Raw genomic sequence first — 21,696 nt, 5'->3', positions numbered from 1 at the left:
AGAGCTGTTCTAGTTTTTCCGAAATCGGTTTATCGCTATTGAGAATTTCCCCGGCCCAAGGCATTAGTAGGTCACGGTCAAACCCTATACCCAATACAAGGCTTAATAGCAACCATGCGCCTTGTTGATGTTCTTGAGTAATGCCAAATTGTTTTGGGGCATAGGCGAGAGATTGGTGAATATGGGCTGGTTATATATCGGAAGGTATTATGGATGGAGATAAATAAAAAAGAGCGCTTGATTTTTCGGTTGTTTTATGAAAAATTTTGCGCTCTTCAAACTTTTTAGTTAATTGGTTTTTATCTAGTTCCCATTGCTTGTTAGTTTGGTGTTTTCGGGACAAGCTATAAGAATTTGATTATATTCATGAGAATCGGGTGAAATAAAGAAGCTTTTTTTTATTCCGTTTATAACAAAAAATTTGTCATTATTTTGGGAAAGCTTGCTAGCGCCAGAAAATCCCATGCTTTCCCCCTCTTTTAGTATGAATTTATTAGGGTGGATATTATTACCACCATAAACTTCTATTTTGTAAGCGCAGTTATTTTTAAAAAAAATTGTGCTTTCTAATGGCTCAAAATTGAAACAAGAGGTTATTAATAATGTATATAAAATTATAAAGATATTTTTCATTTATAATCTCCCTAAATTTAACTTGCTTAACCATATCATACTTTTTATGTCATATTCATTTGCTTTGAATAAAGTTGGGTGGATATGAACCTTGTAATATTTCATTAAATCAGCATCTCCACTAAGATAATCTTCATACCCTTTTTCTCCCTTCTCTGGTACTGCATAACCGCTCATAACTCCCTTGGAGCTCCCTTTATGTATCCAAGAGTAATTGCTTAGTCCTGTACTCTTGTATGCATAACTCGCTAAGATTGGATGCCCTGATTCATGTGCTGCAGTTTGCATAAATTTAAGCATTTTATATGAATCATCCCAACCTGGGATTCCATTAAGATACCAGACCATGGTCATATCTGCAGCAGGTATAATATCGTCAATTAAATGTGTTACCCCTCGGGCTATTCTAGGTAAGATACCACAAGCACAGGAGGAATTAACCGAGCGATCACCCCTTGGATCATTGCTTACTCGTAATGTCAGTGAAGGTGCGATATGTTTTGTCATAAGTTTATCGTAAATCGGTTTTACTGTTACAAAATATAGCCCTTTACTTGTATTAATTTTTCCTTCCCAATGATTTCTAATTCCATCTAGACATAAATTTATTAATTCGTTAAAACTAGGTGCTCCAGAAGGTCTTTTGTATATCTTATGCCCATCATCAAACGCCACCCGCCATTCCACATTAACGGTTTTTGCATTACGGTTAACCTGCACATCCAACCAATCCACCGGCTCGGCACATTCTTTAAAGGGTTGGGCAAGAAGTTGTACGGCGTCATCTTTAAACGCAGAACCAATTATACCCACCGCACGAATATAAGTGGTTTCATCTTTCAACAGCTTCGTATCCAGCACGTCATCAATATAACCGTCCCATTCCCAAAGGTAAGTGCCAACCTCTACTTTACCTTTCCCTTCTTTCAGTTTTTTCGCGTCGCTTTTCGCCAACTGGAAACGTTTTAAAATTTGACCGCTCTTTATGGTGTCAGGGGCGATTCGGATAATCTCAACATAAAGACTTTCCACATCGCGCTGTTGTACCGTGATTTCGACATTAATCTTTTCCTCACCTTTTTCACCGGGGACGGGAACATAAGGATTAAGATTTTTACTGTCGTTATACCACGCCTCCCAAGCCTCAATATTAAAGGCTTCGAGCTCAAGTGGCGTCAACGTACTCGGTAATACCCGAATGTTAACCGAAAACGGGCATTCATCGCTACAACGGGTAATATCATTAGGCAAGCCTTCCAGTTTGTCACCCATTTGTTCGGGGGTGGCGTGCATCCCTGTTTTGGCTTCTTCCGACACTTTATACATATAATGGGTTCTCCTTAGTTACTGCGAGCATTTTATTTGCCCGCTTTTGAAGCATTTGCAAGAGCTGTTCTAGTTTTTCCGAAATCGGTTTATCGCTATTGAGAATTTTCCCGGCCCAAGGCATTAGCGGGTCACGGTCAAACCCTATACCCAATACAAGAGTTAATAGCAACCATGCCCCTTGTTGATGCTCTTGAGTAATGCCAAATTGTTTTTGTGCGTAGGTGAGAGATTGGTGAATATGGGCGATGAATTGTTTTTCCGTCACATAGTGTGAGAAGTAAGGTCGGGCGATTTGTGCAACTTGTTGCACCACATTATTCACAGACAATCCTCCTTGCGGTTGAATGACGTACCAGTTGAACAAGGTGTTGGCCATTTGAATGCTATTTTCTAATTGTTTACCAAGAATCGTCGGCATTGCCTGATTAAATGTGTGTGTGATGTGCTCCATGCGGCGGTCTGCCGGTTGCCGCTCATGGTTGAGATATTGATGAATAAAATGATAAAGCGGGTCTTCATACCAATATGCGCCCAAATAAAGCATGATATGTCCGAAATAGGCAATGTCGGCCGGGCGAACGACTTGATGAGAAAGCGCGGCAGCATAAACGTGTTCGACGAAAGCTGATTTGTGTGTGTCCTTTAACGTACGGAATCTGTTCGGATGATTGGTTGCATAGAGGGCTATCAATTGGCATTTAAATTTCGTTAAGAGTAACGTACGGATAGCATGATTCTCGATTTTGCCGAACTCAATTTTTGCCGGAATGATATTTTCCGGTAACGGATTTAATGTGAATGTAATAAATTCGTTTTCAAGACGCAGACCGAATGCGTCAATAACGCAGTCCTCATTTTTACATCCGAATAAGGCAGCAAGATTAGACGGATACCGGGAAAGCAGTGGTAAATAGGCACCTAAAACCTGTGGATCATAAAAACGAAAGAAATACCATTTTTCTGTTTCTGGTTCATGGAGATGCGTAAATTTTCTGAGGTGATGATAAACCGTATCAAAGTCTTTATCGCTGCGGATAAAAATTGCCGGGTTTGCTTCCCAGTGACTTAATACAGGGCTTTCCATTTTTCTAAATAATTTTTGTAAGAGCGCTATGCTGCCACTATTGCTCGGATCGAATTCAAAGAGATAGGGGGCAGCATTTTCCAATGTCTCACCTGTTTTCCCTTTATAAAGATTGGCAAGTCTTCCCGCGCCTTGCAGTAAGGAGGGGTAACCGACGACTTTTGCAGCATCAATGACAGCATAATAATGTTTACCCGGTTGTGATAAATGAGGTGGATCAACGTCCTTATTTGCGAAGGTATGTAATTCATCTAACCCTATTAGTTGAGCAAAAAAGTCTGTTTTTAAAATGCCTGGGAGTGCGTTATCGGTAAATATGTCCGGAAAAGGCTCAAAGGTAACGGATTGTGGTACAAGATAATCTATATTGCTACCAATGGCTTCAGCCGATAGCTCATCTTCTTTAAATAAGATAATTGGATTTCGTCGTGATATTTGTTGTGCCAGTCGCCATAAGGGGGCGGAAAACCCGTGTCGGGTAAACCAAGTTTGAATAGGCTGTGGCGCAAGTTGTGCATCGCCTTGCAGTTCATTTTTCGTAAGGAAAGTTTTTACCGCCTCCTGATAGCTTTCTTGGTTTCCTGCTAATCCGGCAATATAGCCCATATATTGCTTATTGGGAGAGTCTATAGGAATAAGGCGATAGTACGTAACCCAAATGATGTCGCTTTCTTTATGCATAATGAAATAATCTTCGCGCTTCTTGATTGAATGGGCGTATCTTAACATAGTCAGTAGGAGATAAGAAAAGCGATATTTTTTAATATATTAGCGAGAGTAAATCTTCTATATGAGGATGAGCGAATTTACCCATGCTTCACATACACATCAAAGCGATGGTTTTTGGTTTCGCGGGAAAAGTGCGATGCTTTTTGCGCGAGAAAATCAGCGTAGTCGGGGCGTTTGACCACGACGCGATGACGGGCGAGTTGGAGTGCGGGCGCAAGCAGTTCGTCCGCATCTAAATCGGCACCGACTAAATGTTGAAACACGCGCATTTCTTTCTTCACCAAGGCGCTTTTGGCTTTGTGTGGGTACATGGGGTCGAGATACACTACGTCAGCGAAATCCGAGTCAGGATTCAGTTGATTGATGTGTTGATAAGGCAACAGTTGCATATTTTGTTGCATCCAAGGGCCGATTTCTTCATCGGCATAAGCACGTTGCAAACCGTCTTGTAATAACAAACGAACGACCGGGTGGCGTTCAAGGAGTTTCACTTGGCAACCGAGCGCCGCCAATACAAAGGCATCACGCCCTAGGCCTGCCGTGGCGTCAATGACCGTAGGTAAATTATCTTGTTTAATGCCTACCGCTTTTGCCACCGCTTCTCCACGCCCGCCGCCAAATTTGCGGCGATGTGCCATGGTGCCGCCGACAAAATCCACAAACACCGCACCCAGTTTCGGTTCGTCTAATTTGCGTAATTCCAAGCGTTCTGTGCCTTCCGCTTCCGTCCATACTAACGCCAACGGGCTGTTCGGATCATGCGTTAAGCCGGCTTCGGCAAAAAGTGCGGTTGGTTTTTGCGGTGTTTTGGTTTCGCAGAGGAGTTGGATGTTCATGTTTATTCTTTTCTCACCAACCAAACGCCCGCTTCCATGTGTTCCGTGTAAGGAAACTGATCGAACAATGCGGCTTTTTCAATATGATGGGTTTGGTTGAGCGTTTGCAGGTTGTCGCACAACGTATGCGGGTTGCAGGAAATATACAAAATGCGCTCATATTGTTGTACCAGTTTAACGGTATCCGCATCTAAGCCGGCCCGTGGCGGATCAACGAAAATGGTGTTGCATTCATAGGCTTTCAAATCAATGCCTTTTAAGCGATTAAATTCGCGTATGCCCTGCATCGCTTGCGTGAATTCTTCGGCTGACATTCGGATGATTTGTAAGTTGTTTATCTGATTCGCCGCGATGTTAAATTGCGCGGCGGCTACCGAAGGCTTGGCAATTTCTGTGGCCAGCACCTTGCGGAAATTTTGTGCTAATGCAATGGAAAAGTTGCCGTTGCCGCAATAAAGTTCCAATAAATCCCCGTGGCTATTGCGGGTGCAATCCACCGCCCATTCCAACATTTTGCTATTCACTGTCGCATTCGGTTGCGTGAAGCTGTTTTCCACTTGGCGATAAATGTAGTCTTTACCGTGAACGCGTAGGATTTCATCCACATAATCCTGTTCCAGACAGATTTTCTGCTTGCTGGCACGTCCGACAATTTGCACGTTAAAACCTTGCTGTTGGAGTTGTGAACGCAAGGTTTGCGCAGCGGTTTGCCAATCTTCATCCAAGGCTTTGTGATACAACAAACTGACGATAATGTGTTGGCTTTGCGTGCTTAAATAATCGATTTGGAACAGTCTGTGGTGTAATACCGTTTGCTGTTTCAACAACGGTAACAACGCCATCATCGTACGATTAATCAGTTCGCTTGCGATAGGAAAATTATCTACCCGATAACGTTGTTTGCTCTGTTGGTCAAACATAATGTGGTAGAAATCATCGCCTTCGTGCCAAATGCGAAATTCCGCACGCATACGGAAATGTTGTGTAGGCGAGGCGAACACTTGCAAATTAGGCGCGTTAAATGGCGCCAAAAGTGCGGTCAGTTTTTCTTGTTTTTCTGCAAGCAGAGCGGAATAGTGGGTTACGGGTAAATTCTGCATGGTGATAAGTAAAACAAAAGGCTCGGAATTCCAAGCCTTCTGATTGTTATTTAAGTGGTTTAGTCTGCCGAGTAGTCGTCCAGGTTGTCCACGCCAACCACGCCGGATAACGTGTAAAGGCGTTTGTTGGAGGAAATGCGGCTGCGATATTTATTCCAGGTTTTCTCGAAGAAAGTTTCCGGTGCGCGCTCACCACGACAAAATGCTACAAAGGCTTTTTCTTCCTTGGTTGCCGGTTTACGTTCGCCTGCATCCAATGCACGGAAGGCTTGTCCGTGTTGTTCTAAAGCTTGTGCTTCTTTGATGGTGTAATCACCGTGACGGGCAAAACCACGCGGATAATTTTTGTCGTCGAAAAAACGACGGGTTACGCTAAAACTCTCAGCCATATAATCCTCTAAAATACGTATCGAAAATAAAATCGGCAGGCATTAAACCAATTTTTCATTATTTTTGCAATAAACCTTTTACGGTTTGCACATATTCGTCTATAAAATGATTTTCATCATGCGCCAAGCCTTCCATATTCACACGATATTTACCGTTAACATAGAAATCCGGCACGCCACGCACTTGGTATTTTTTTACCAAGTTTTGTTGTTTGGTAACCAAACCGTTCACGGCGAAGCTGTTGATGCCACCGTCAAATTGTTCGGCAGATACGCCGTTATCAATGAAAATTTGGCGGATGTCGTCCATGGATTTTAACGCATTAGTTTGTGCCGCTTTAAATAATGGTATTTTGACCTTTTCTTCGGCGTTAATGGCTAAGGCCAATGCCCATGCACGAGTGAGATTTTCTGATTGAGGGCCTAAGAAATCCACATGATATTGCTTGAATGACGTACCTTCCGGTAAGGATTCGGCAATTTTTTGTGGGATGTGGTATTGCGCTTCAAAGGAATAACAATGCGGGCAGTAAAAAGAGAAAAATTCAATCACTTCAGGTTGTGCACTACGTTGTTGCCCTTCCACCACCACATATTCTTTGTTTTCCGTTAATTCTTGGGCTTGGGTAGAGAAAGAAAAAGTCGCTGCCAGCGCTAAAAATAACCATTTTTTCATTTTGTAATCCTGTCTTATTTAATAATACCGCGTGCTTTTAATAGCGCGGTTTTGAAATCTTCTTCGTAATCTTTTTTAATACCGGGAATCGGCTCGAATTTATCTTTACCCGCCATTTTCAAGTGGTAAATAATGACTTCATCGGACAATTCTGCGAGGGGCTTATCAAACCCGGCTTCGTTGGCGATTTTTTGTAAAATTTGCATTAACGATAAATCGGAGTCTTTAGACCAGTAAGGCTGTAAAAGTTCCAACACTTCATTCAGGCGATGACATTTCATACGCTTTTCCTTATTATTGAGAAATAAACGGGCGAGATCATACTTTAATTAACCTCGGAAGAAAATATGACAATTTCAATTAGTGCCGTCATTTTAGCCGGCGGACAAGCCAAGCGTATGGGCGGTGCGGACAAAGGGCTACAATTGCTACACGGCAAACCGCTGTTTCAACATATTTACAAGCGTTTACGCACTCAGGTAGAACAGATTTCCATTAACGCCAATCGCAATCACACGGGATATTCTGCCGATGGATTAGCGGTATTTGCCGACCGTATAGCCGGATTTCAAGGGCCGTTAAGCGGGATTTTAACGGCGTTGGAACGATCCGAGACGGATTTTGTCTTATTCGTACCCTGTGATTGTCCTTTTTTTCCACAAAATTTGTTGGAAAAGCTCAAAAGTGCGGTCGTTTTTCACGGCGTTTCTATTGCTTATGCCCACGATGGCGAACGCGAGCACCCGACGTTTTGTTTGATGGCGCGTAGCCTAAAAGACAAGTTGGCGGATTATTTGGCTTCAGGCGAACGACGAATGTTGCAGTTTATGCGTCAAAACGGTGCGGTGAGTGTGGATTTTTCTGAAAATAAGCAGGCTTTTACCAATATCAATACATTGGATGATTTAACCCGTTTTGAGAAGCAATAATAACTATTCTTAGCTATTTATTGATAAACAAGGGATAAGCAGTATAATGACTGCCACTTCTTGCGTTGGCTTATTCATTTCGTAACTTTACGTTAAATTCAAGGATTTTTATGTTAAAAAAACTTTCTATTCTTTTTATTGCCGCCACGCTCAGTGCGTGTTCTCTTTCGTCTTATGTGCCATTTATGGGCAGTAAAAAAACAGTGATTAACTTAGACGCAGAGAGCATCGATCAAAAATCCTACGCCACCGCTTATGAAGCCACGGTGGAAACCTACCGCGATCGTGTACATGATAATTACAACGTAAATTCCTTCGCTAGCGGCGCCAATGATTGGTATTTGGGTCGAATTCTTATTCCAATTGAACAAATCAAAGAAAAACTTTATAGCCCACAAGGTCAAGATTCCGATATTTATGCCTATTACAGTGGTGTCATTCATGCCGAGGCGTTACAAACGAATTTCAGCAAACTAAATCCACAATGTTGGAGCCACATTAATACACCAAGCCTGACCCAAGGCATTTATGATGCCATGTTAGATTTGCAAAGCGGTAAAGTGCGGTCAGAAGATGATGAATATATCGTGCAAGGTTCCGAACAACTACTTAAACTTTGCGCGGGGAAATAATAAAAAACTGTCGGTTTTTGCCGGCAGTTTTTTTGTATTTTTAACTTTAGCTGAAAGGTTTTTGCTTTCTTCAGCACCCCATCTCAACTTCGTTGATAAGGAGAAAGAATGTTTAATTTACCTGAAAGTAACATTCATTTAGCGGCTCAAGCAGACAATAAGCAACAAGCGATTGAGCTGGCCGCCAATGCGCTTGAACAGGCCGGTTATGTTGAACATGGCTATTTGCAAGGTATGTTAGGACGTGAACAACAAACGTCGACTTTTTTAGGCAATGGCATCGCCATTCCGCATGGCACCTTGGAAACCCGTGGCATGGTGAAAGATACCGGTGTGCAGATTTTCCAGTTTCCACAAGGGATTGAATGGGGCGAAGGCAATATCGCTTATGTGGTGATCGGCATTGCGGCGCGTTCTGACGAACATTTGGCATTATTGCGTCAACTTACTCACGTTCTCGGCGATGAAGACACGGCCGCAAAATTGGCCACATTGACTGATGTAAAAAAATTCCGTGCCATTTTAATGGGCGAAGCGGACGATTTTAGCGTGAATGCCGATAACTTAAGTTTAAACGTGGATACGCAAAGCCTGTTGACCTTAATCGCCATTAACGCCGGCAAATTGGAACAACAAAGTGCGGTCAATAATCAATACGTTTCGGAAGTCATTGCCAATCCGGCATTGCCGTTGGCGCAAGGCTTATGGGTGACCGATGCCGCCGTTGGCAATCAAAAGAATGCGCTGGCTTTCAGCCGTGCAGTTCAACCCTTCCAATTAAATAATAAGGCCGTACATGGCGTGGTGACCGTCGCCTATGTGAACGATCAAATAAATGACACTCTCGCCCGTTTATTGGATCCGCAGGTGCAACAAGTGTTACTCAACGGCGACAGCGCACAGATTGCTGCGGCATTAAACGGCAAGCCGATTCCGCAAGCTACGACACAGACGACTTCAACCGCTTCCGCCGCGCCGTCTGTGGCTGCCGGTAGCGTTGTCGGCACCTTTACCATTCGTAACGAACACGGTTTACACGCCCGTCCAAGCGCCATTTTGGTTAACGAAGTGAAAAAATTCACCTCTAAGATTACTGTGGAAAATCTCACTCGCGGTGGGGCATCGGTGAACGCTAAGAGCCTGATGAAAATCGTGGCCTTGGGTGTTACTCAAGGACATCGTTTGCGTTTTGTGGCAGAGGGCGATGATGCCCAAGCCGCTATGGAAGCGATCGGCAAAGTGATTGCCGCAGGTCTCGGCGAAGGTGTTTCTGCCGTGCCGCCAAGTGAACCGGATACCATCGAGGTGGCAGGAGGCGCAGCTCCGGCCACTTCTGCGCCAAGCAATGAAAGTGCGGTGGAAAATCCAAGTGAATCTGTGGAAGGCATTTTTGAAGTGAAAAACGAACATGGTTTACATGCCCGTCCGGCGGCAGTGTTAGTGAACGAAGTAAAAAAATATAACGCCAATATCGCCGTACAAAATCTTGATCGCGATACGCCGTTGGTCAGTGCGAAAAGTCTGATGAAAGTGGTGGCGTTAGGCGTAGTGAAAGGCCATCGTTTGCGTTTTGTCGCCACCGGCGAGCAAGCGCAACAAGCTATCGCGGGTATCGGTGAGGCTATTAACGCAGGATTAGGGGAATAATTATGGCAAAAGTCGCAACCATCACCTTAAATGCCGCTTATGACTTGGTCGGGCGTTTAAAACGTATCGAATTGGGCGAAGTCAACACCGTGGAAACCCTCGGACTTTTCCCAGCGGGCAAAGGTATTAACGTGGCGAAGGTGTTAAAAGATTTGGGTATTGACGTCACTGTGGGCGGTTTTCTCGGTGAAGACAACCAAGGGGATTTTGTTGCCTTATTCGACAAACTAGGATTACAAGATAAATTCCAACGCGTGCCGGGCAAAACCCGTATCAACGTGAAAATTACCGAAACCGACGCGGATGTTACCGATTTAAACTTTTTAGGCTATGAAATCAGTGAAAGTGCGTGGCAACAATTTGTGGCGGATTCTCTTGCGTATTGCAAATCCTTCGACATCGTTGCCGTGTGCGGCAGTTTACCGCGTGGCGTGACGCCGGACTTGTTCGCCGATTGGTTAAAACAATTGCATCAGGCAGGCGTAAAAGTGGTGTTGGATAGTAGCCACGCCGCGTTAACCGCAGGTTTAAGCGCACGGCCTTGGTTGGTGAAACCCAACCACCGCGAATTAGAAGCTTGGGTGGGTTATACCTTAAATTCACTGGAAGAAATTGTGTCTGCCGCTAAAAAATTAAAAGCACAAGGCATTGCCAATGTGATTATTTCCATGGGTGCCCAAGGTTCCGTTTGGTTAAGTGACGAGGCTGTGATCCAAGCACAACCGCCAAAATGCGAAAACGTGGTGAGCACCGTCGGTGCCGGCGATTCTATGGTGGCGGGCTTGATTTACGGCTTAATCAACGGCTTTTCACAGCAAGAAACCTTGGCTTTTGCCAGTGCGGTTTCCGCTTTTGCCGTGTCGCAAAGTAATGTCGGGATTGCCGACCGCACATTGCTCGATCCTATTTTAAATCACGTCAAAACGACAGTTATTGAGGGATAATCTTATGCATATTTATTTAACCCCAACCGCCAATTTCGGTCATGCAAAGGCCTTTTTATTGCGTGAAATGCTAAGCAAAGCCGCGCAAGCGCAACATCAAATCGTGGACAGTGCCGAGGCGGCGGATCTAATCGTCGTTTTTGGGAATGCTTTGCCGAATAATGCCGGATTTAATGGCAAAAAAGTGTTTTTGGCAAAAATTGACGAACATTTCAATGCACCCGAAAACTTGTTGGACCAGGCTATTCAACAGGCGCAGGATTATGTTCCGCCTGCCGAAAGTGCGGTCGTTTCTAACAGTAAAATGAAAAATATTGTAGCGGTGACCGCTTGCCCGACAGGCGTTGCGCATACGTTCATGTCTGCCGAAGCTATCGAAACCTACGCCAAACAACAAGGCTGGCAGGTGAAAGTGGAAACCCGCGGACAAGTGGGTGCAGGTAATGAAATTACGGCGGAAGAAGTGGCGGCAGCGGATTTGGTGTTTGTGGCAGCGGATATTGACGTGCCGTTGGACAAATTCAAAGGCAAATTAATGTATCGCACCTCCACCGGACTTGCGTTGAAGAAAACCGCGCAAGAATTCGATAAAGCCTTTAAAGAAGCCAAAATTTACGAAGGCGGCGCAACGTCCACGGCGAAAGCCGAAGAGCGCGGCGAGAAGAAAGGCGTCTATAAGCACCTGATGACCGGCGTATCGCACATGTTGCCGTTGGTGGTGGCGGGCGGTTTGCTTATCGCCATTTCCTTCATGTTCGGTATTGAAGCGTTCAAAGACGAAAACATCGCAGGTGGCTTGCCGAAAGCCTTAATGGATATCGGTGGCGGCGCGGCGTTCCACTTAATGATCGCGGTGTTTGCAGGTTATGTGGCGTTCTCCATCGCCGACCGTCCGGGACTTGCCGTGGGGTTAATTGGCGGGATGTTGGCAACGACCGCAGGCGCGGGGATTTTAGGCGGAATTATCGCCGGCTTCCTTGCGGGTTATGTGGTGAAAGGGCTTAATGATGTGATTAAATTACCACCAAGCCTGATGTCCCTTAAACCGATCTTAATTTTGCCGTTATTGGGGTCTTTCATTGTCGGCTTAGCCATGATTTATCTCATTAACCCGCCTGTCGCGAAAATCATGACGGCGTTGAGTGAGTGGCTAAAATCCATGGGCGATGTGAATGCCATGGTGCTTGGCGTGATTATCGGCACCATGATGTGTATCGACATGGGGGGGCCGGTAAACAAAGCGGCTTATACCTTCTCTGTGGGCATGATCGCCTCTCAGGTTTACACCCCAATGGCAGCGGCAATGGCAGCAGGCATGGTGCCACCAATCGGCATGGCTATCGCCACTTGGTTAGCGCGCAGTAAATTCACCTCCAATCAACGTGATGCGGGTAAAGCCTCTTTCGTACTTGGCTTCTGTTTTATCTCCGAAGGGGCATTGCCATTTGTGGCGGCAGATCCGCTGCGCGTGATTATCAGTAGCATCCTTGGTGGTGCCACTGCGGGGGCGATTTCCATGAGTTTAGGTATTACCTTGCAAGCGCCACACGGTGGCTTATTCGTGATTCCGTTCGTCTCCGAACCGCTTATGTACCTTGGTGCCATTGCCATTGGTTCTGTGTTGACCGGCGTAGTTTATGCGGTGATTAAACCAAAGGTGGAAGCCTAATCATTCCCCATCGGGGAATTTAAATCGGCCCCAAAGGGGCTGAAGGATGTGTAACCGTGGGTAATTTATTACCCACGGCAGAACCTAAAAAAACATTTTCAAAATCCACCGCACTTTTACCTCACAAGGAAGATAATATGCCATTTAGTGAAGCTGAAAAACACGACCTTCTGTCGCAAAAAGGCATTGGTGCAACGATCTTAAAACGTTTGACGGAAATGGGGTTGGATGACGTCAAAATACTGGCAGCTACCAGCCCGGATTTTATTCTTCAACGCGGTGCAGAAATCACCGGTTCAACCTGTTGGCGCAATAGCCCACAAGCCCGAAACGCTATTGAAACGGCAGTGAATTGGGCAAAAAGCAAGGTTTAGCCCTAAGATAGTGGCTTACTCTGATGGCGCACGTCTTCTGATGCGTGCCAACCAGAGTAATGTATTACTCACAGCAAAGCCTCAAAAACGTTTTCAAAACCCACCGCACTTTTTATCCCTAATCCTACCAATTCCTGCTATGATTTTCGCCGTTCATCAATACATTATTTCCTGAGGACCAATATGAAAAAATACGTTGCTTTAACCGCGCTCTGTTTCGCTTTTACTGCACAAGCCAACGACAGCATGGGGTTTGTCTCCACTGGTGGCGTGGAATACATCAAAAATGACAATATTGCCATGCAAAAAGAAAATCTGTTTATCAGCCCCGATAAAATTAAGGTGGACTACAAATATCAAAATCTCACCGACAAAGACATTACGGAAACTGTGCTATTCCCATTACCTGAGGTTTCTCTTTATGATTACGGAAACTTTGCGGATACAGCAGAGTTAATTAATACCTTTAAAATCTACGCTAATGGTAAGGAAATTAAACCTCAAGTGCATGTGCGGGCGTTTCTTTATAAAACAGAAAAAGAAGGGACAGAGGAACAAAAATTGGTGCCTCATGATGTGACGACGATTTTCAGAGATTGTGGTTTAACTGAGGAAGAATTGATGGAACCTTGGTTGCGCAAATCTGCATCGGCAGAGAATAAAATTTTGAAGTGTAAAGATCCTCGTTTAGCCAAATTTGAATTGGAAAAATATGAAGGTGAACTGTTTTGGGGCGGGCAAATTATTTATAGTTGGCAGCAAACCTTTAAAGCTTCCGACACGACTTACATCAGCCATGAATATGCCCCGTTGGTCGGTGGTGGCGTGTCTATTTCGTCTATATTAGAACTCGGTGAGGAGACACCGTTTACCGAGCAATTGGTCCTGAATTTAAACATGCCATTAAAAAATTAATTCCTGAGGGCGGTGGTTCTTATCGTCAGTTGGGCTATATTTTAAAAACCGGGGCCAACTGGGCAAAACCAATCGCCGATTTCACCTTAACCATCGAGCGACCAAAAGATCAGCTAGTGTCATTTTGCTGGAAAGGCAAAGGGGAAGTGAAGAAAGTCTTGCAAAACGACAAGGTAGTACAATTCCAAGTACAGGAAAAAGATTTCTTGCCACAACAGGATTTAGATGTGTTGTATGTACCGTAAAACAGTGAATGAGGAGTAAAAATATGCGCAAACTTATGGTGATGATGGCAATATTTTGGAGCATATTGAGCTATGGGAAAGAAGAGCGGGTTTATCCGTCACAACCGCCTAAATTAGACTTTCCTATGCATTGGAGCGTCATTGCATATAATCCGCATACCGGTGCCTTTGGTTACGGTGACAATAATATGAGCAAAGCGGCTGAAAGGGCTGCCTTGCAGGGATGTGTGCAGGCATCAAACGATGACAAAACCCAAGATTGCCGCGTTGTGGCTTCCGGCAATCATGTTTGTGTAGCACTCGCCGTCGGGCAGCAACCCAATATTTATGGCATGGCACAAGTCGGCTATCGAGACCCGGAAAAAGCGGAAGAGAAAGCTTTGCAGCAGTGTCATGTTCATGGGGAAAATTGTTCCGTGGTACTGTCTGCTTGTGGTAAATAAAAGGAGCAATCATGCCTCAACTCAATATAGAAAACGCGCAATTTCGACTGCATGAAAAACGTTTGCTAAATCTACTGCACTTTTGTGTCAAGACTCGGGATTATTGGGTCGTGGTGGGCAGTAACGGCAGCGGAAAAACGGCGTTTTCATTAGCGTTACAAGGGGCATTGCCACTTGAGGCGGGCGAATATCGCTGTGATTTTGAACGCATTGGGTTGTTTTCTTTTGAACGGCAACAGCAAATTCTGGAACAAACTTTTAAAGATCGTAACAACGACACGGTGAGTCCCGACGATTTCGGCAAAACCGCACGTCAGACCATTTTGAACGGTAGTGATAAGGAAACCTTGTGTGACTCTTATGCGGCGCTGTTGCATATTACGTCGTTGTTGGAGCGTCCGTTTATGTTGCTTTCTACCGGCGAGAGCCGCAAAGTGTTGTTGGCGCAGGCATTGGTTGCCGAACCGCAATTATTAATTTTAGATGAACCTTTTGAAGGACTGGATCAACAGTCCGTGTCGGATTGGCAACAATTGCTACAACAGCTCAATGAAAAAATGGCGTTGGTGTTGATCGTCAATCGCTTTTCCGACATTCCTTCTGCTGCTGATCATGTGGCGTTGTTAGATCACAACCAGTTAATTTTGCAGGGAGAACGGTCCGAAGTTGAGCAACAAAGTCTATTTCAACAGGTACAATATGCGGAACAAAACGTTGATGTGCCGTTGCCGGAAAGTGCTGTGTCGCCGATTAAATTACCGCCGAATCAATCCCCTTTTGAACTGAAAAACGTTACCGTTCAATATGGTGAGAATGTCATTTTAAATCGGCTTGATTGGACAGTGGCGCCTGAGCAAAATTGGTGGATTAAAGGGCCTAACGGTGCGGGAAAATCTACGCTATTGTCGCTTATTTGCGGCGATCATCCGCAATCTTATGCTAATCATGTGGTTTTATTCGGTAAACAGCGGGGAAGTGGCGAAACCATTTGGGAGATTAAACGCAACATCGGTTATGTCAGCAGTCAGTTACACATGGATTATCGGGTCAACTGTTCTGCGTTAGAGGTGATTCTTTCGGGCTTTTTTGACAGCATCGGCGTATATCAAAGCGTTCCCGGCGCATTGCGGATCAAGGCGATGCAATGGCTTACGCGCTTGAATATGGAGGCGTTGGCAAATCGTCCGTTTCGTTCCCTTTCTTGGGGACAACAGCGCTTGTTGCTGATTACCCGCGCGATGGTGAAACACCCGCCCATATTGATTTTAGATGAACCGTTGCAAGGCCTCGACGGCATGAATCGCAAACTGGTAAAGCACTTTATCGAACAACTGGTGAATAATAGTCAAACCCAACTACTCTTCGTGTCCCACCAAGATCAGGACGCGCCGAATTGCATTACGCATGTGTTTGAATTTATCCCGCAAGGCGATGGATACGTTTATAAACAAAGTGCGGTGTGATTTTTAATTATTTTGACGAAGAACAACTATGGATATCGCATTCATTCTCGGCACGAAAATCGTTGAACTGACCCTTATTGTGTTGATGGGCTATGGGTTGGTGAAAAGCAAATTGCTTAAATCGGAAGACAGCAAGCCGCTGTCTATTATCGGGTTATATATCATTAGTCCCGCCGTGATGATCGAAGCCTTTCAGATTCCTTACACGCCGGAAATTTTAGACGGATTGCTACTTTCTTTGGGCATGGCCGTCTTTTTACATATCATGCTGATTGTCATCGGGGCATTGCTGAAACGGTGGCTTCATCTTGATCCGATTGAACACGCCGCGTCCATTTATTCCAACTCGGGCAATTTGATTATTCCTTTGGTGATGTCCTTGTTTGGCAAGGAATGGGTGATTTATGCCAGCTGTTTTATTATCGTACAGACCTTTTTATTTTGGACGCATTGCCGTCTGATTATTGTTGGGAAAGGCAATTTAACGCTAAAAACCGTACTGAAAAACATTAATATTTGGTCTATCATGATTGGGGTGACTATGTTTGCCCTACAGATTAAATTGCCTGACATGATTAATGGCACACTGACATCTGTTGGTATGTTTATCGGTCCAAATGCCATGTTAATCGCCGGTATGTTGATTGCCGCCATTCCGTTGCGGACAATTCTTTCCTCTAAGCGCATTTATTTGGTGACTTTTTTGCGCTTGATTATGATTCCATTAATATTGTTGGTCATCGTGAAAGTCTGTGGTTTCGCCGATTGGGTTGAAAACGGTGAAACCATTGCGCTCATCAGTTTCCTCGCCACCACCAGCCCTGCGGCCTCTACCGTGACACAAATGGCACTGATTTTTGGCAACAACGCACAAAAAGCCAGTGCCATCTACGGCGTCACCACCATGCTTTGTATGTTCACCATGCCATTGATCATTGCGTTGTATCAGTTGTGGTAAAAGTGCGGTCGTTTTTTTAGGTGTTTTACGATACCTTTGAATTTTAATTCAACTCTGCTTGTTTCTATTCTTTTTCTATCTGATTCATGATTTCCCCAAAAACCGATTTTATCGCCCTTTCCTTTGCGTTATACTACGCAAGCATTCTCAGGGCAGGGTGAAAGTCCCTACCGGTGGTGAGCGTGTTAACGTAAGCCCACGAGCGTTTGAGACAAAAGTGCGGGTGATTTTTCCCATGTTTTTCTCAAAGTCAGCAGATTTGGTGTGAATCCAAAGCCGACAGTGATAGTCTGGATGAAAGAGAATAAAAAAGCAGCACAGGTTTTGCGAAAGACCTGTGTCGTCCTTTTTATCCATTCGCCCTGATTCTGGTATTCATTAATTTTATAAAAAAGGTATTTACTATGAATCAGTCATTATTAGCCCCTTTCGGTACTGCTGAGGAGCGCGTTAAAAACGCACTTGAGGCGTTCAAACAAGGCAATGGCGTCCTTGTATTAGACGATGAAAATCGTGAAAACGAAGGCGACTTAATTTTCCCCGCAGAAACCATCACCACCGAACAAATGGCAATGTTGATCCGCCACGGTAGCGGCATTGTGTGTTTGTGTATTAAAGATGAATTGTGCAAACAGTTAGATTTGCCACCGATGGTTTCCAACAACACCAGCGTAAACAAAACTGCATTTACCGTCACCATTGAAGCGGCAAACGGCGTATCTACCGGCGTATCTGCCGCCGATCGCGTGACTACCATAAAAACTGCGATTGCTGATGGTGCCAAACCTTCTGATTTGCATCGTCCTGGCCACGTTTTCCCATTACGTGCTGCCGCCAACGGTGTATTGCAACGCAATGGACACACTGAAGCTGCTGTGGATTTAGCGCGTTTGGCCGGCTATAAAGAAGCGGGTGTGATTTGCGAAATTACCAATGATAACGGCACCATGGCGAGAACGCCGGAGCTTATTGAATTCGTTAAAAAACATGGTTATCCCATTGTGACCATTGAAGATTTGATTAAGTATCGGAAAAAATTTAATTGTTAAGTTGCTTTGTGTGGAGTGAGGAAATTCATGTTGAAAACTCATCGCACTTTTCTTCGGATATTCATTAAAAAAGTGCCATTTTCATGGCACTTTTATTTTGAGCGAATTAAAAAGCGTATTTTAACTGCGCATTAACACCGTTAGATTTTGTGTCATTGTTGTAAGCGCCTTGATAGCCTAATTTCAAGCTAAATGCCGGAGTGAAATTCGCTTGAATGGCAAGGCCTGCGGTGATGAGGCTGGTGAGCTTGTTGCCATAAAGCGTAGCTTGCGCCTGATCGTTGATGATCATCACTCCTTGTGGCGTTTTGTCATGATAGAAACGATGATAGGCCACATCCCCTTGAAGGCTGAACGATACCGCACCTAAGCTAAACGGAATGCTTGGGCGTAGGCCAACGGAGGTGGCAAATAGGTCACGTTTGTTGTCGGCTACGCGGATTTCACCTTGAGTGAAACCGTCGGTGTTGATATGCAGATAACTTACGCCCGCATAAGGCTCAAGCGCGAAACTGTCGCTTTGTATGCCGCGATAGGCTAATTCGGCGAATAGGTCTTCGGTTTGACTGTGCGTTTTGCGTTTGTTGGCGACAGCTAGGTGTTTTTCGTCTTTGCTTCGGGTATGAATAAAACCGGCTTTCAGATTGAGATCGGCGGTTAATGCGTAGTTGCCATATACGCCTAAATGCAATGCACGATCTTTGGAAGTGCGGTCATTTTTATGCGTGTTTTTTGTTGCACCGAAAAATGCCCCTACGTTGGATGTATCGTTCACATTGAAATCGGCACCGAGTAATTGATTGTAGCTATGGGTGCTTAAGCCGTGAGTGCTTAGGTAGTTGTAGCTACTGTTACTCCAAAGACGGGTATTTTGATTTAACTTAGCATTTATGGTCGTCGGTCGTCGGCCAGGTAAGCTGTTGGCGTAACGTCAAGTTATTGATCAAATTATGTTGTTGCGCCGCTAAATCGGCGTCATAGTTTAAGCCGTCAAATGCGTTATAAGCTTGCGCTTGACTCGCGAAGAGTAGGCCTTGGTACAAGCTACCGGTGCTATTATCAATCGCATTAGCTATAGCTGTCTCATTGGCACTTCTAGCCACGTTGGACATCGCTTGTTTTTGCATCGTGAGTCTAAGGGTGCCGGCATTGCTTTGATTAGTCGCGACAAAGAAGGCATAAGGGCTGGTTGCTTGTGCTTTCTCGGCATTAACAAAAGTGCCGGAACCTTGTATGTTCACTGTTTGGTGTGGGTTTTGGCGTAGCTGTTGTTGGGTTGCTTCATCAAATTGCGCTGATTGCAGTTTGGCACCGTCCTCGAAAGTTGCATGAATATTGGCGATTCCGTCATTTAGTACGAAAGTCCCGCCTTTGGCGATTGTTGCTGTGACAGCTTGTGCAGTACTGGCTATTGTGGTGGTTGTATAACCATTTGGTCCGGGTTTGGTAACGTTGGCTTTAGTGAGAATTTCTAGAGCAGCACCGTCTCTGACGAATACACCTTTTGATGAGCCAACAGACTGATTAAGTGCAGATAAGCGTCCTTCTTTGACGTCCACTTTGCCACTGAAACTGTTTGTCCCGGTTAGCGTCAATGTGCCGTTGCCATTTTTTACCAAGGCGCCTTCATAACCTTGAGCTGCCCGCTGGTTACGCGCAACTTCGCGATCTAAGCCGACTTGATATTCCGCTTTTTCCTCTGCTGTTGCGCCGGCCCGATTTTGCATTAAGGCTTGTAATTCTGCTTTGCGTGTTGCCCAAGTTGCGGCTTCAACTTGATCTTCTAACTTACGTGCTTTGATGGCCTTATCGCTTATGTCATTTGACCAAAGGTCATCTTGATTTAAGGTAACGTTAAATTCTCCTAAGAATTGACCCGGACCAAACATCGCTTTGCCAAGATCTAAAATACCCCAACCCCAAACTTTACTCGGTACGCCTTGTTCGGTTTCCCAGCGTTCTAATGGCTTACCTTCAAGTCCTTTGCGAAGCGTGGTTTGTCTTGCTGTCGTGAGCATCACATCACGCGCTTGAGCCGTTGTCATATATGGGTAGCGGGCGAAAATCACGCCAAGTGCACCGCTGACATGTGGGGCAGCCATAGAGGTACCGCCGGCAGACTTATAAACGGCATTGCCGTAGGTTTTATTATCTTGTAATTCTACATAGGCTGAATAGATATTTTCTGCCGGCGCAGCAATTGTCCACCATTTTGAATGACCGGCTAGGTTAAATTCTTGGATATCTGAAGCAGCTTTTTTACCATTAATATCTTGGCTTGAATCATTTGGATAACCGTCACCGCCCGCTTGCCCTGTTACGTTTACCCAATATTTTTCTGCGTCAGGTCTGAAGTATGGCAACATAGCACGAGTGAAAGATTCTGCCATTAAACTGCGGTTACCTGCCGTAAATACTTGGATAACTTGTTTGTTTTTAGCCACTTCATAGGCGGCATCAATAAAGTTTTTCTTACCGCTTGTCACAAATTGATAATAGGCTTTTTTGGCTTCGCCTAAATTTCTTAAATAAAGATGAGCGGCAGGATTTGATATCGGTTCCGGTGCTTTAATGACATCATAATATTGTACGCCGTATTCAGGCACATCGCGCCAATCATATTTGGGTTTAAAGCCTTCGGCACCTGCAAAAGATGAATTGACTCGACGGTTGGAACCCCAACTATTGTTGATTACTTTGACGCCGGCATCGGCGAGGGCTGTGTAGCCTTTCAAGAAGAAATTATAGTCTTGGTTCGGGCCATAGGTCATATTATCGTTACCACCGGTGTTGGCAGAATAGAGATTCGCACCGAAAGCTACGCCGTGCATTTCATTGCCATCTCGGGTCGCTGCCATTGTGCCGCCAACATGCGTGCCATGGGCATCATTAGTGTATTTATGCCATGAACCGTCAATGTCAAAGGCCTCTCCTTTGGTGAATTTGCCGTTATCGGTTTTATCAAAATTACGTTTACCATTTTTCACCGGTTCATTTTTGTTAATTGGTCCATTACCATAAGCCGCATCGGGATATCGCATACCATTTGTATGATAAGTACCTCCGGTTTTTACCGTGTGAATACGCCCGTCTTGAAATTCAGGGTGGTTCAACAGCACACCGGAATCCATTACACCGATATTGATACCACGGCCATTAAACCCCATGGCATAGGCGGTGGAGGCGTTCATTGAGGTTAACCCCCAGTCTTTTAAGTATTCCTGAGTTTCCCAACTCGTGGTATTTCCTAACTGACCGACTTCCGTATAAGCCAATGCGCTACCAGTATAAACACCAATGAAGAGAGCTAATGCTGTTTTTCGAATAGGGATAATATGTTCCATCTTACTTTTCCTTGTGAAAATTGGTTATTTAACTGCCTGATAAAACACGAATAAGCAATTACCGAAAACTAAAGGACTTAATTTTCATTAGTATTTTATTAACTCGATTGAGACGGTTCAACGGGAAGAAGGGGGGATTTAGGGCATTTTTTGACCTAGGTCTATGAAAGTGAGGTTAATTTGGGGAGAGAAAATGTTTTGTAGGGAAATAGATAAAATACAGCAAAATCCACCATACTTTTTTCCTTTGCTCCGGTATGCTTTTTATTTCTATGTTTATTTAAAAATTACATAACTAAAAATAGAAT

The 21,696-nt window shown here is 44.5% G+C and carries 22 protein-coding genes and 1 riboswitch; of the genes, 12 read left to right on the top strand and 10 right to left on the bottom strand.

All coding sequences use genetic code 11. From position 1 onward, the window contains the following. Positions 1-303 precede the first annotated feature (303 nt). From EL144_RS02240 to EL144_RS02205, 8 genes are all read right to left on the bottom strand, one after another. A complete protein-coding gene (locus EL144_RS02240) occupies positions 304-633 on the bottom strand; it encodes a hypothetical protein (RefSeq protein WP_050332968.1) in 330 nt (109 codons plus the stop codon). Continuing rightward, complete coding sequence (locus EL144_RS02235; protein WP_126379365.1) at positions 634-1,959, bottom strand: hypothetical protein; 1,326 nt, start codon at positions 1,957-1,959, stop codon at positions 634-636. Then, the gene (locus EL144_RS02230; protein ID WP_232010640.1) at positions 1,952-3,652 is read right to left on the bottom strand and encodes a DUF4123 domain-containing protein; all 1,701 of its coding nucleotides are present in this window, start codon (positions 3,650-3,652) and stop codon (positions 1,952-1,954) included. Before EL144_RS02230 ends, EL144_RS02235 begins: the two co-directional genes overlap by 8 nt. Before the next feature lie 200 nt (positions 3,653-3,852). Next, the gene (locus EL144_RS02225) at positions 3,853-4,611 is read right to left on the bottom strand and encodes a class I SAM-dependent methyltransferase (protein WP_005703615.1); all 759 of its coding nucleotides are present in this window, start codon (positions 4,609-4,611) and stop codon (positions 3,853-3,855) included. A 2-nt stretch (positions 4,612-4,613) separates the two neighbouring features. Beyond that, a complete protein-coding gene (gene trmA / locus EL144_RS02220; RefSeq protein ID WP_005703614.1) occupies positions 4,614-5,711 on the bottom strand; it encodes a tRNA (uridine(54)-C5)-methyltransferase TrmA in 1,098 nt (365 codons plus the stop codon). Positions 5,712-5,770: 59 nt separating this feature from the next. Beyond that, positions 5,771-6,100, bottom strand: coding sequence for a DUF413 domain-containing protein (locus tag EL144_RS02215; protein ID WP_005701977.1), 330 nt, complete (start codon positions 6,098-6,100; stop codon positions 5,771-5,773). Between the two features lie 58 nt (positions 6,101-6,158). After that, positions 6,159-6,776: a thiol:disulfide interchange protein DsbA gene (gene dsbA / locus EL144_RS02210; RefSeq protein WP_005703613.1), complete on the bottom strand. Its 618-nt coding sequence runs from the start codon at positions 6,774-6,776 to the stop codon at positions 6,159-6,161. 14 nt (positions 6,777-6,790) lie between these two features. Continuing rightward, positions 6,791-7,057, bottom strand: coding sequence for a YihD family protein (locus EL144_RS02205; RefSeq protein ID WP_005703612.1), 267 nt, complete (start codon positions 7,055-7,057; stop codon positions 6,791-6,793). A gap of 66 nt (positions 7,058-7,123) precedes the next feature. Here EL144_RS02205 and mobA point away from each other — a divergent pair, with 66 nt between their 5' ends. From mobA to ribB, 12 genes are all read left to right on the top strand, one after another. Beyond that, positions 7,124-7,705: a molybdenum cofactor guanylyltransferase MobA gene (gene mobA / locus EL144_RS02200; protein ID WP_005703611.1), complete on the top strand. Its 582-nt coding sequence runs from the start codon at positions 7,124-7,126 to the stop codon at positions 7,703-7,705. Positions 7,706-7,815: 110 nt separating this feature from the next. Next, positions 7,816-8,337, top strand: a complete 522-nt coding sequence (locus EL144_RS02195; protein WP_005703609.1) for a hypothetical protein — start codon at positions 7,816-7,818, stop codon at positions 8,335-8,337. A 108-nt stretch (positions 8,338-8,445) separates the two neighbouring features. Next, a complete protein-coding gene (gene fruB / locus EL144_RS02190) occupies positions 8,446-9,984 on the top strand; it encodes a fused PTS fructose transporter subunit IIA/HPr protein (protein WP_005703607.1) in 1,539 nt (512 codons plus the stop codon). Positions 9,985-9,986: 2 nt separating this feature from the next. Next, positions 9,987-10,928, top strand: coding sequence for a 1-phosphofructokinase (gene fruK, locus EL144_RS02185; protein WP_005703606.1), 942 nt, complete (start codon positions 9,987-9,989; stop codon positions 10,926-10,928). 4 nt (positions 10,929-10,932) lie between these two features. After that, positions 10,933-12,597, top strand: coding sequence for a fructose-specific PTS transporter subunit EIIC (locus EL144_RS02180; protein ID WP_005703605.1), 1,665 nt, complete (start codon positions 10,933-10,935; stop codon positions 12,595-12,597). A gap of 137 nt (positions 12,598-12,734) precedes the next feature. Then, a complete protein-coding gene (locus tag EL144_RS02175) occupies positions 12,735-12,971 on the top strand; it encodes a hypothetical protein (protein ID WP_005703604.1) in 237 nt (78 codons plus the stop codon). A gap of 183 nt (positions 12,972-13,154) precedes the next feature. Continuing rightward, positions 13,155-13,886, top strand: coding sequence for a DUF4424 family protein (locus EL144_RS02170; protein WP_005703602.1), 732 nt, complete (start codon positions 13,155-13,157; stop codon positions 13,884-13,886). Positions 13,887-13,915: 29 nt separating this feature from the next. Beyond that, positions 13,916-14,131, top strand: coding sequence for a DUF4424 family protein (locus EL144_RS11675; protein WP_005703601.1), 216 nt, complete (start codon positions 13,916-13,918; stop codon positions 14,129-14,131). A gap of 23 nt (positions 14,132-14,154) precedes the next feature. Beyond that, positions 14,155-14,574, top strand: a complete 420-nt coding sequence (locus tag EL144_RS02165; protein ID WP_005703599.1) for a DUF4189 domain-containing protein — start codon at positions 14,155-14,157, stop codon at positions 14,572-14,574. Between the two features lie 11 nt (positions 14,575-14,585). Further along, a complete protein-coding gene (gene modF / locus EL144_RS02160) occupies positions 14,586-16,037 on the top strand; it encodes a molybdate ABC transporter ATP-binding protein ModF (protein WP_005703598.1) in 1,452 nt (483 codons plus the stop codon). A gap of 28 nt (positions 16,038-16,065) precedes the next feature. Next, on the top strand, positions 16,066-16,995 hold the full coding sequence (locus EL144_RS02155) for an AEC family transporter (RefSeq protein ID WP_005703597.1): 930 nt from the start codon (positions 16,066-16,068) through the stop codon (positions 16,993-16,995). Between the two features lie 139 nt (positions 16,996-17,134). Continuing rightward, a riboswitch (FMN riboswitch) is annotated at positions 17,135-17,305 on the top strand. A 94-nt stretch (positions 17,306-17,399) separates the two neighbouring features. Continuing rightward, positions 17,400-18,044, top strand: a complete 645-nt coding sequence (gene ribB / locus EL144_RS02150; protein ID WP_005703596.1) for a 3,4-dihydroxy-2-butanone-4-phosphate synthase — start codon at positions 17,400-17,402, stop codon at positions 18,042-18,044. 106 nt (positions 18,045-18,150) lie between these two features. Here ribB and EL144_RS11475 read toward each other — a convergent pair whose 3' ends face one another. Beyond that, positions 18,151-18,819: an autotransporter outer membrane beta-barrel domain-containing protein gene (locus tag EL144_RS11475; RefSeq protein WP_005703595.1), complete on the bottom strand. Its 669-nt coding sequence runs from the start codon at positions 18,817-18,819 to the stop codon at positions 18,151-18,153. A 106-nt stretch (positions 18,820-18,925) separates the two neighbouring features. Then, on the bottom strand, positions 18,926-21,388 hold the full coding sequence (locus EL144_RS02145; protein WP_005703594.1) for a S8 family serine peptidase: 2,463 nt from the start codon (positions 21,386-21,388) through the stop codon (positions 18,926-18,928). Positions 21,389-21,696: the final 308 nt, after the last annotated feature.

Source organism: Aggregatibacter aphrophilus ATCC 33389, assembly GCF_900636915.1.
Lineage (GTDB): Bacteria > Pseudomonadota > Gammaproteobacteria > Enterobacterales > Pasteurellaceae > Aggregatibacter > Aggregatibacter aphrophilus.
Note: the sequence above shows the minus strand (reverse complement) of the source record. Positions and strands in the feature narration are given on the sequence as shown.

What these genes read in the sequence shown, in the direction of transcription:
- mobA (WP_005703611.1), top strand. Translation starts at nt 7,124, where the DNA reads ATGACAATTTCAATTAGTGCCGTCATTTTAGCCGGCGGACAAGCCAAG.
- EL144_RS02180 (WP_005703605.1), top strand. Translation starts at nt 10,933, where the DNA reads ATGCATATTTATTTAACCCCAACCGCCAATTTCGGTCATGCAAAGGCC.
- EL144_RS02170 (WP_005703602.1), top strand. Translation starts at nt 13,155, where the DNA reads ATGAAAAAATACGTTGCTTTAACCGCGCTCTGTTTCGCTTTTACTGCA.
- EL144_RS02165 (WP_005703599.1), top strand. Translation starts at nt 14,155, where the DNA reads ATGCGCAAACTTATGGTGATGATGGCAATATTTTGGAGCATATTGAGC.
- EL144_RS02205 (WP_005703612.1), bottom strand. Translation starts at nt 7,057, where the DNA reads ATGAAATGTCATCGCCTGAATGAAGTGTTGGAACTTTTACAGCCTTAC.
- fruK (WP_005703606.1), top strand. Translation starts at nt 9,987, where the DNA reads ATGGCAAAAGTCGCAACCATCACCTTAAATGCCGCTTATGACTTGGTC.
- dsbA (WP_005703613.1), bottom strand. Translation starts at nt 6,776, where the DNA reads ATGAAAAAATGGTTATTTTTAGCGCTGGCAGCGACTTTTTCTTTCTCT.
- EL144_RS02235 (WP_126379365.1), bottom strand. Translation starts at nt 1,959, where the DNA reads ATGTATAAAGTGTCGGAAGAAGCCAAAACAGGGATGCACGCCACCCCC.
- EL144_RS02155 (WP_005703597.1), top strand. Translation starts at nt 16,066, where the DNA reads ATGGATATCGCATTCATTCTCGGCACGAAAATCGTTGAACTGACCCTT.
- EL144_RS02225 (WP_005703615.1), bottom strand. Translation starts at nt 4,611, where the DNA reads ATGAACATCCAACTCCTCTGCGAAACCAAAACACCGCAAAAACCAACC.
- EL144_RS02230 (WP_232010640.1), bottom strand. Translation starts at nt 3,652, where the DNA reads ATGGGCTATATTGCCGGATTAGCAGGAAACCAAGAAAGCTATCAGGAG.
- EL144_RS02145 (WP_005703594.1), bottom strand. Translation starts at nt 21,388, where the DNA reads ATGGAACATATTATCCCTATTCGAAAAACAGCATTAGCTCTCTTCATT.
- trmA (WP_005703614.1), bottom strand. Translation starts at nt 5,711, where the DNA reads ATGCAGAATTTACCCGTAACCCACTATTCCGCTCTGCTTGCAGAAAAA.
- EL144_RS02175 (WP_005703604.1), top strand. Translation starts at nt 12,735, where the DNA reads ATGCCATTTAGTGAAGCTGAAAAACACGACCTTCTGTCGCAAAAAGGC.
- modF (WP_005703598.1), top strand. Translation starts at nt 14,586, where the DNA reads ATGCCTCAACTCAATATAGAAAACGCGCAATTTCGACTGCATGAAAAA.
- fruB (WP_005703607.1), top strand. Translation starts at nt 8,446, where the DNA reads ATGTTTAATTTACCTGAAAGTAACATTCATTTAGCGGCTCAAGCAGAC.
- EL144_RS02240 (WP_050332968.1), bottom strand. Translation starts at nt 633, where the DNA reads ATGAAAAATATCTTTATAATTTTATATACATTATTAATAACCTCTTGT.
- EL144_RS02195 (WP_005703609.1), top strand. Translation starts at nt 7,816, where the DNA reads ATGTTAAAAAAACTTTCTATTCTTTTTATTGCCGCCACGCTCAGTGCG.
- ribB (WP_005703596.1), top strand. Translation starts at nt 17,400, where the DNA reads ATGAATCAGTCATTATTAGCCCCTTTCGGTACTGCTGAGGAGCGCGTT.
- EL144_RS02215 (WP_005701977.1), bottom strand. Translation starts at nt 6,100, where the DNA reads ATGGCTGAGAGTTTTAGCGTAACCCGTCGTTTTTTCGACGACAAAAAT.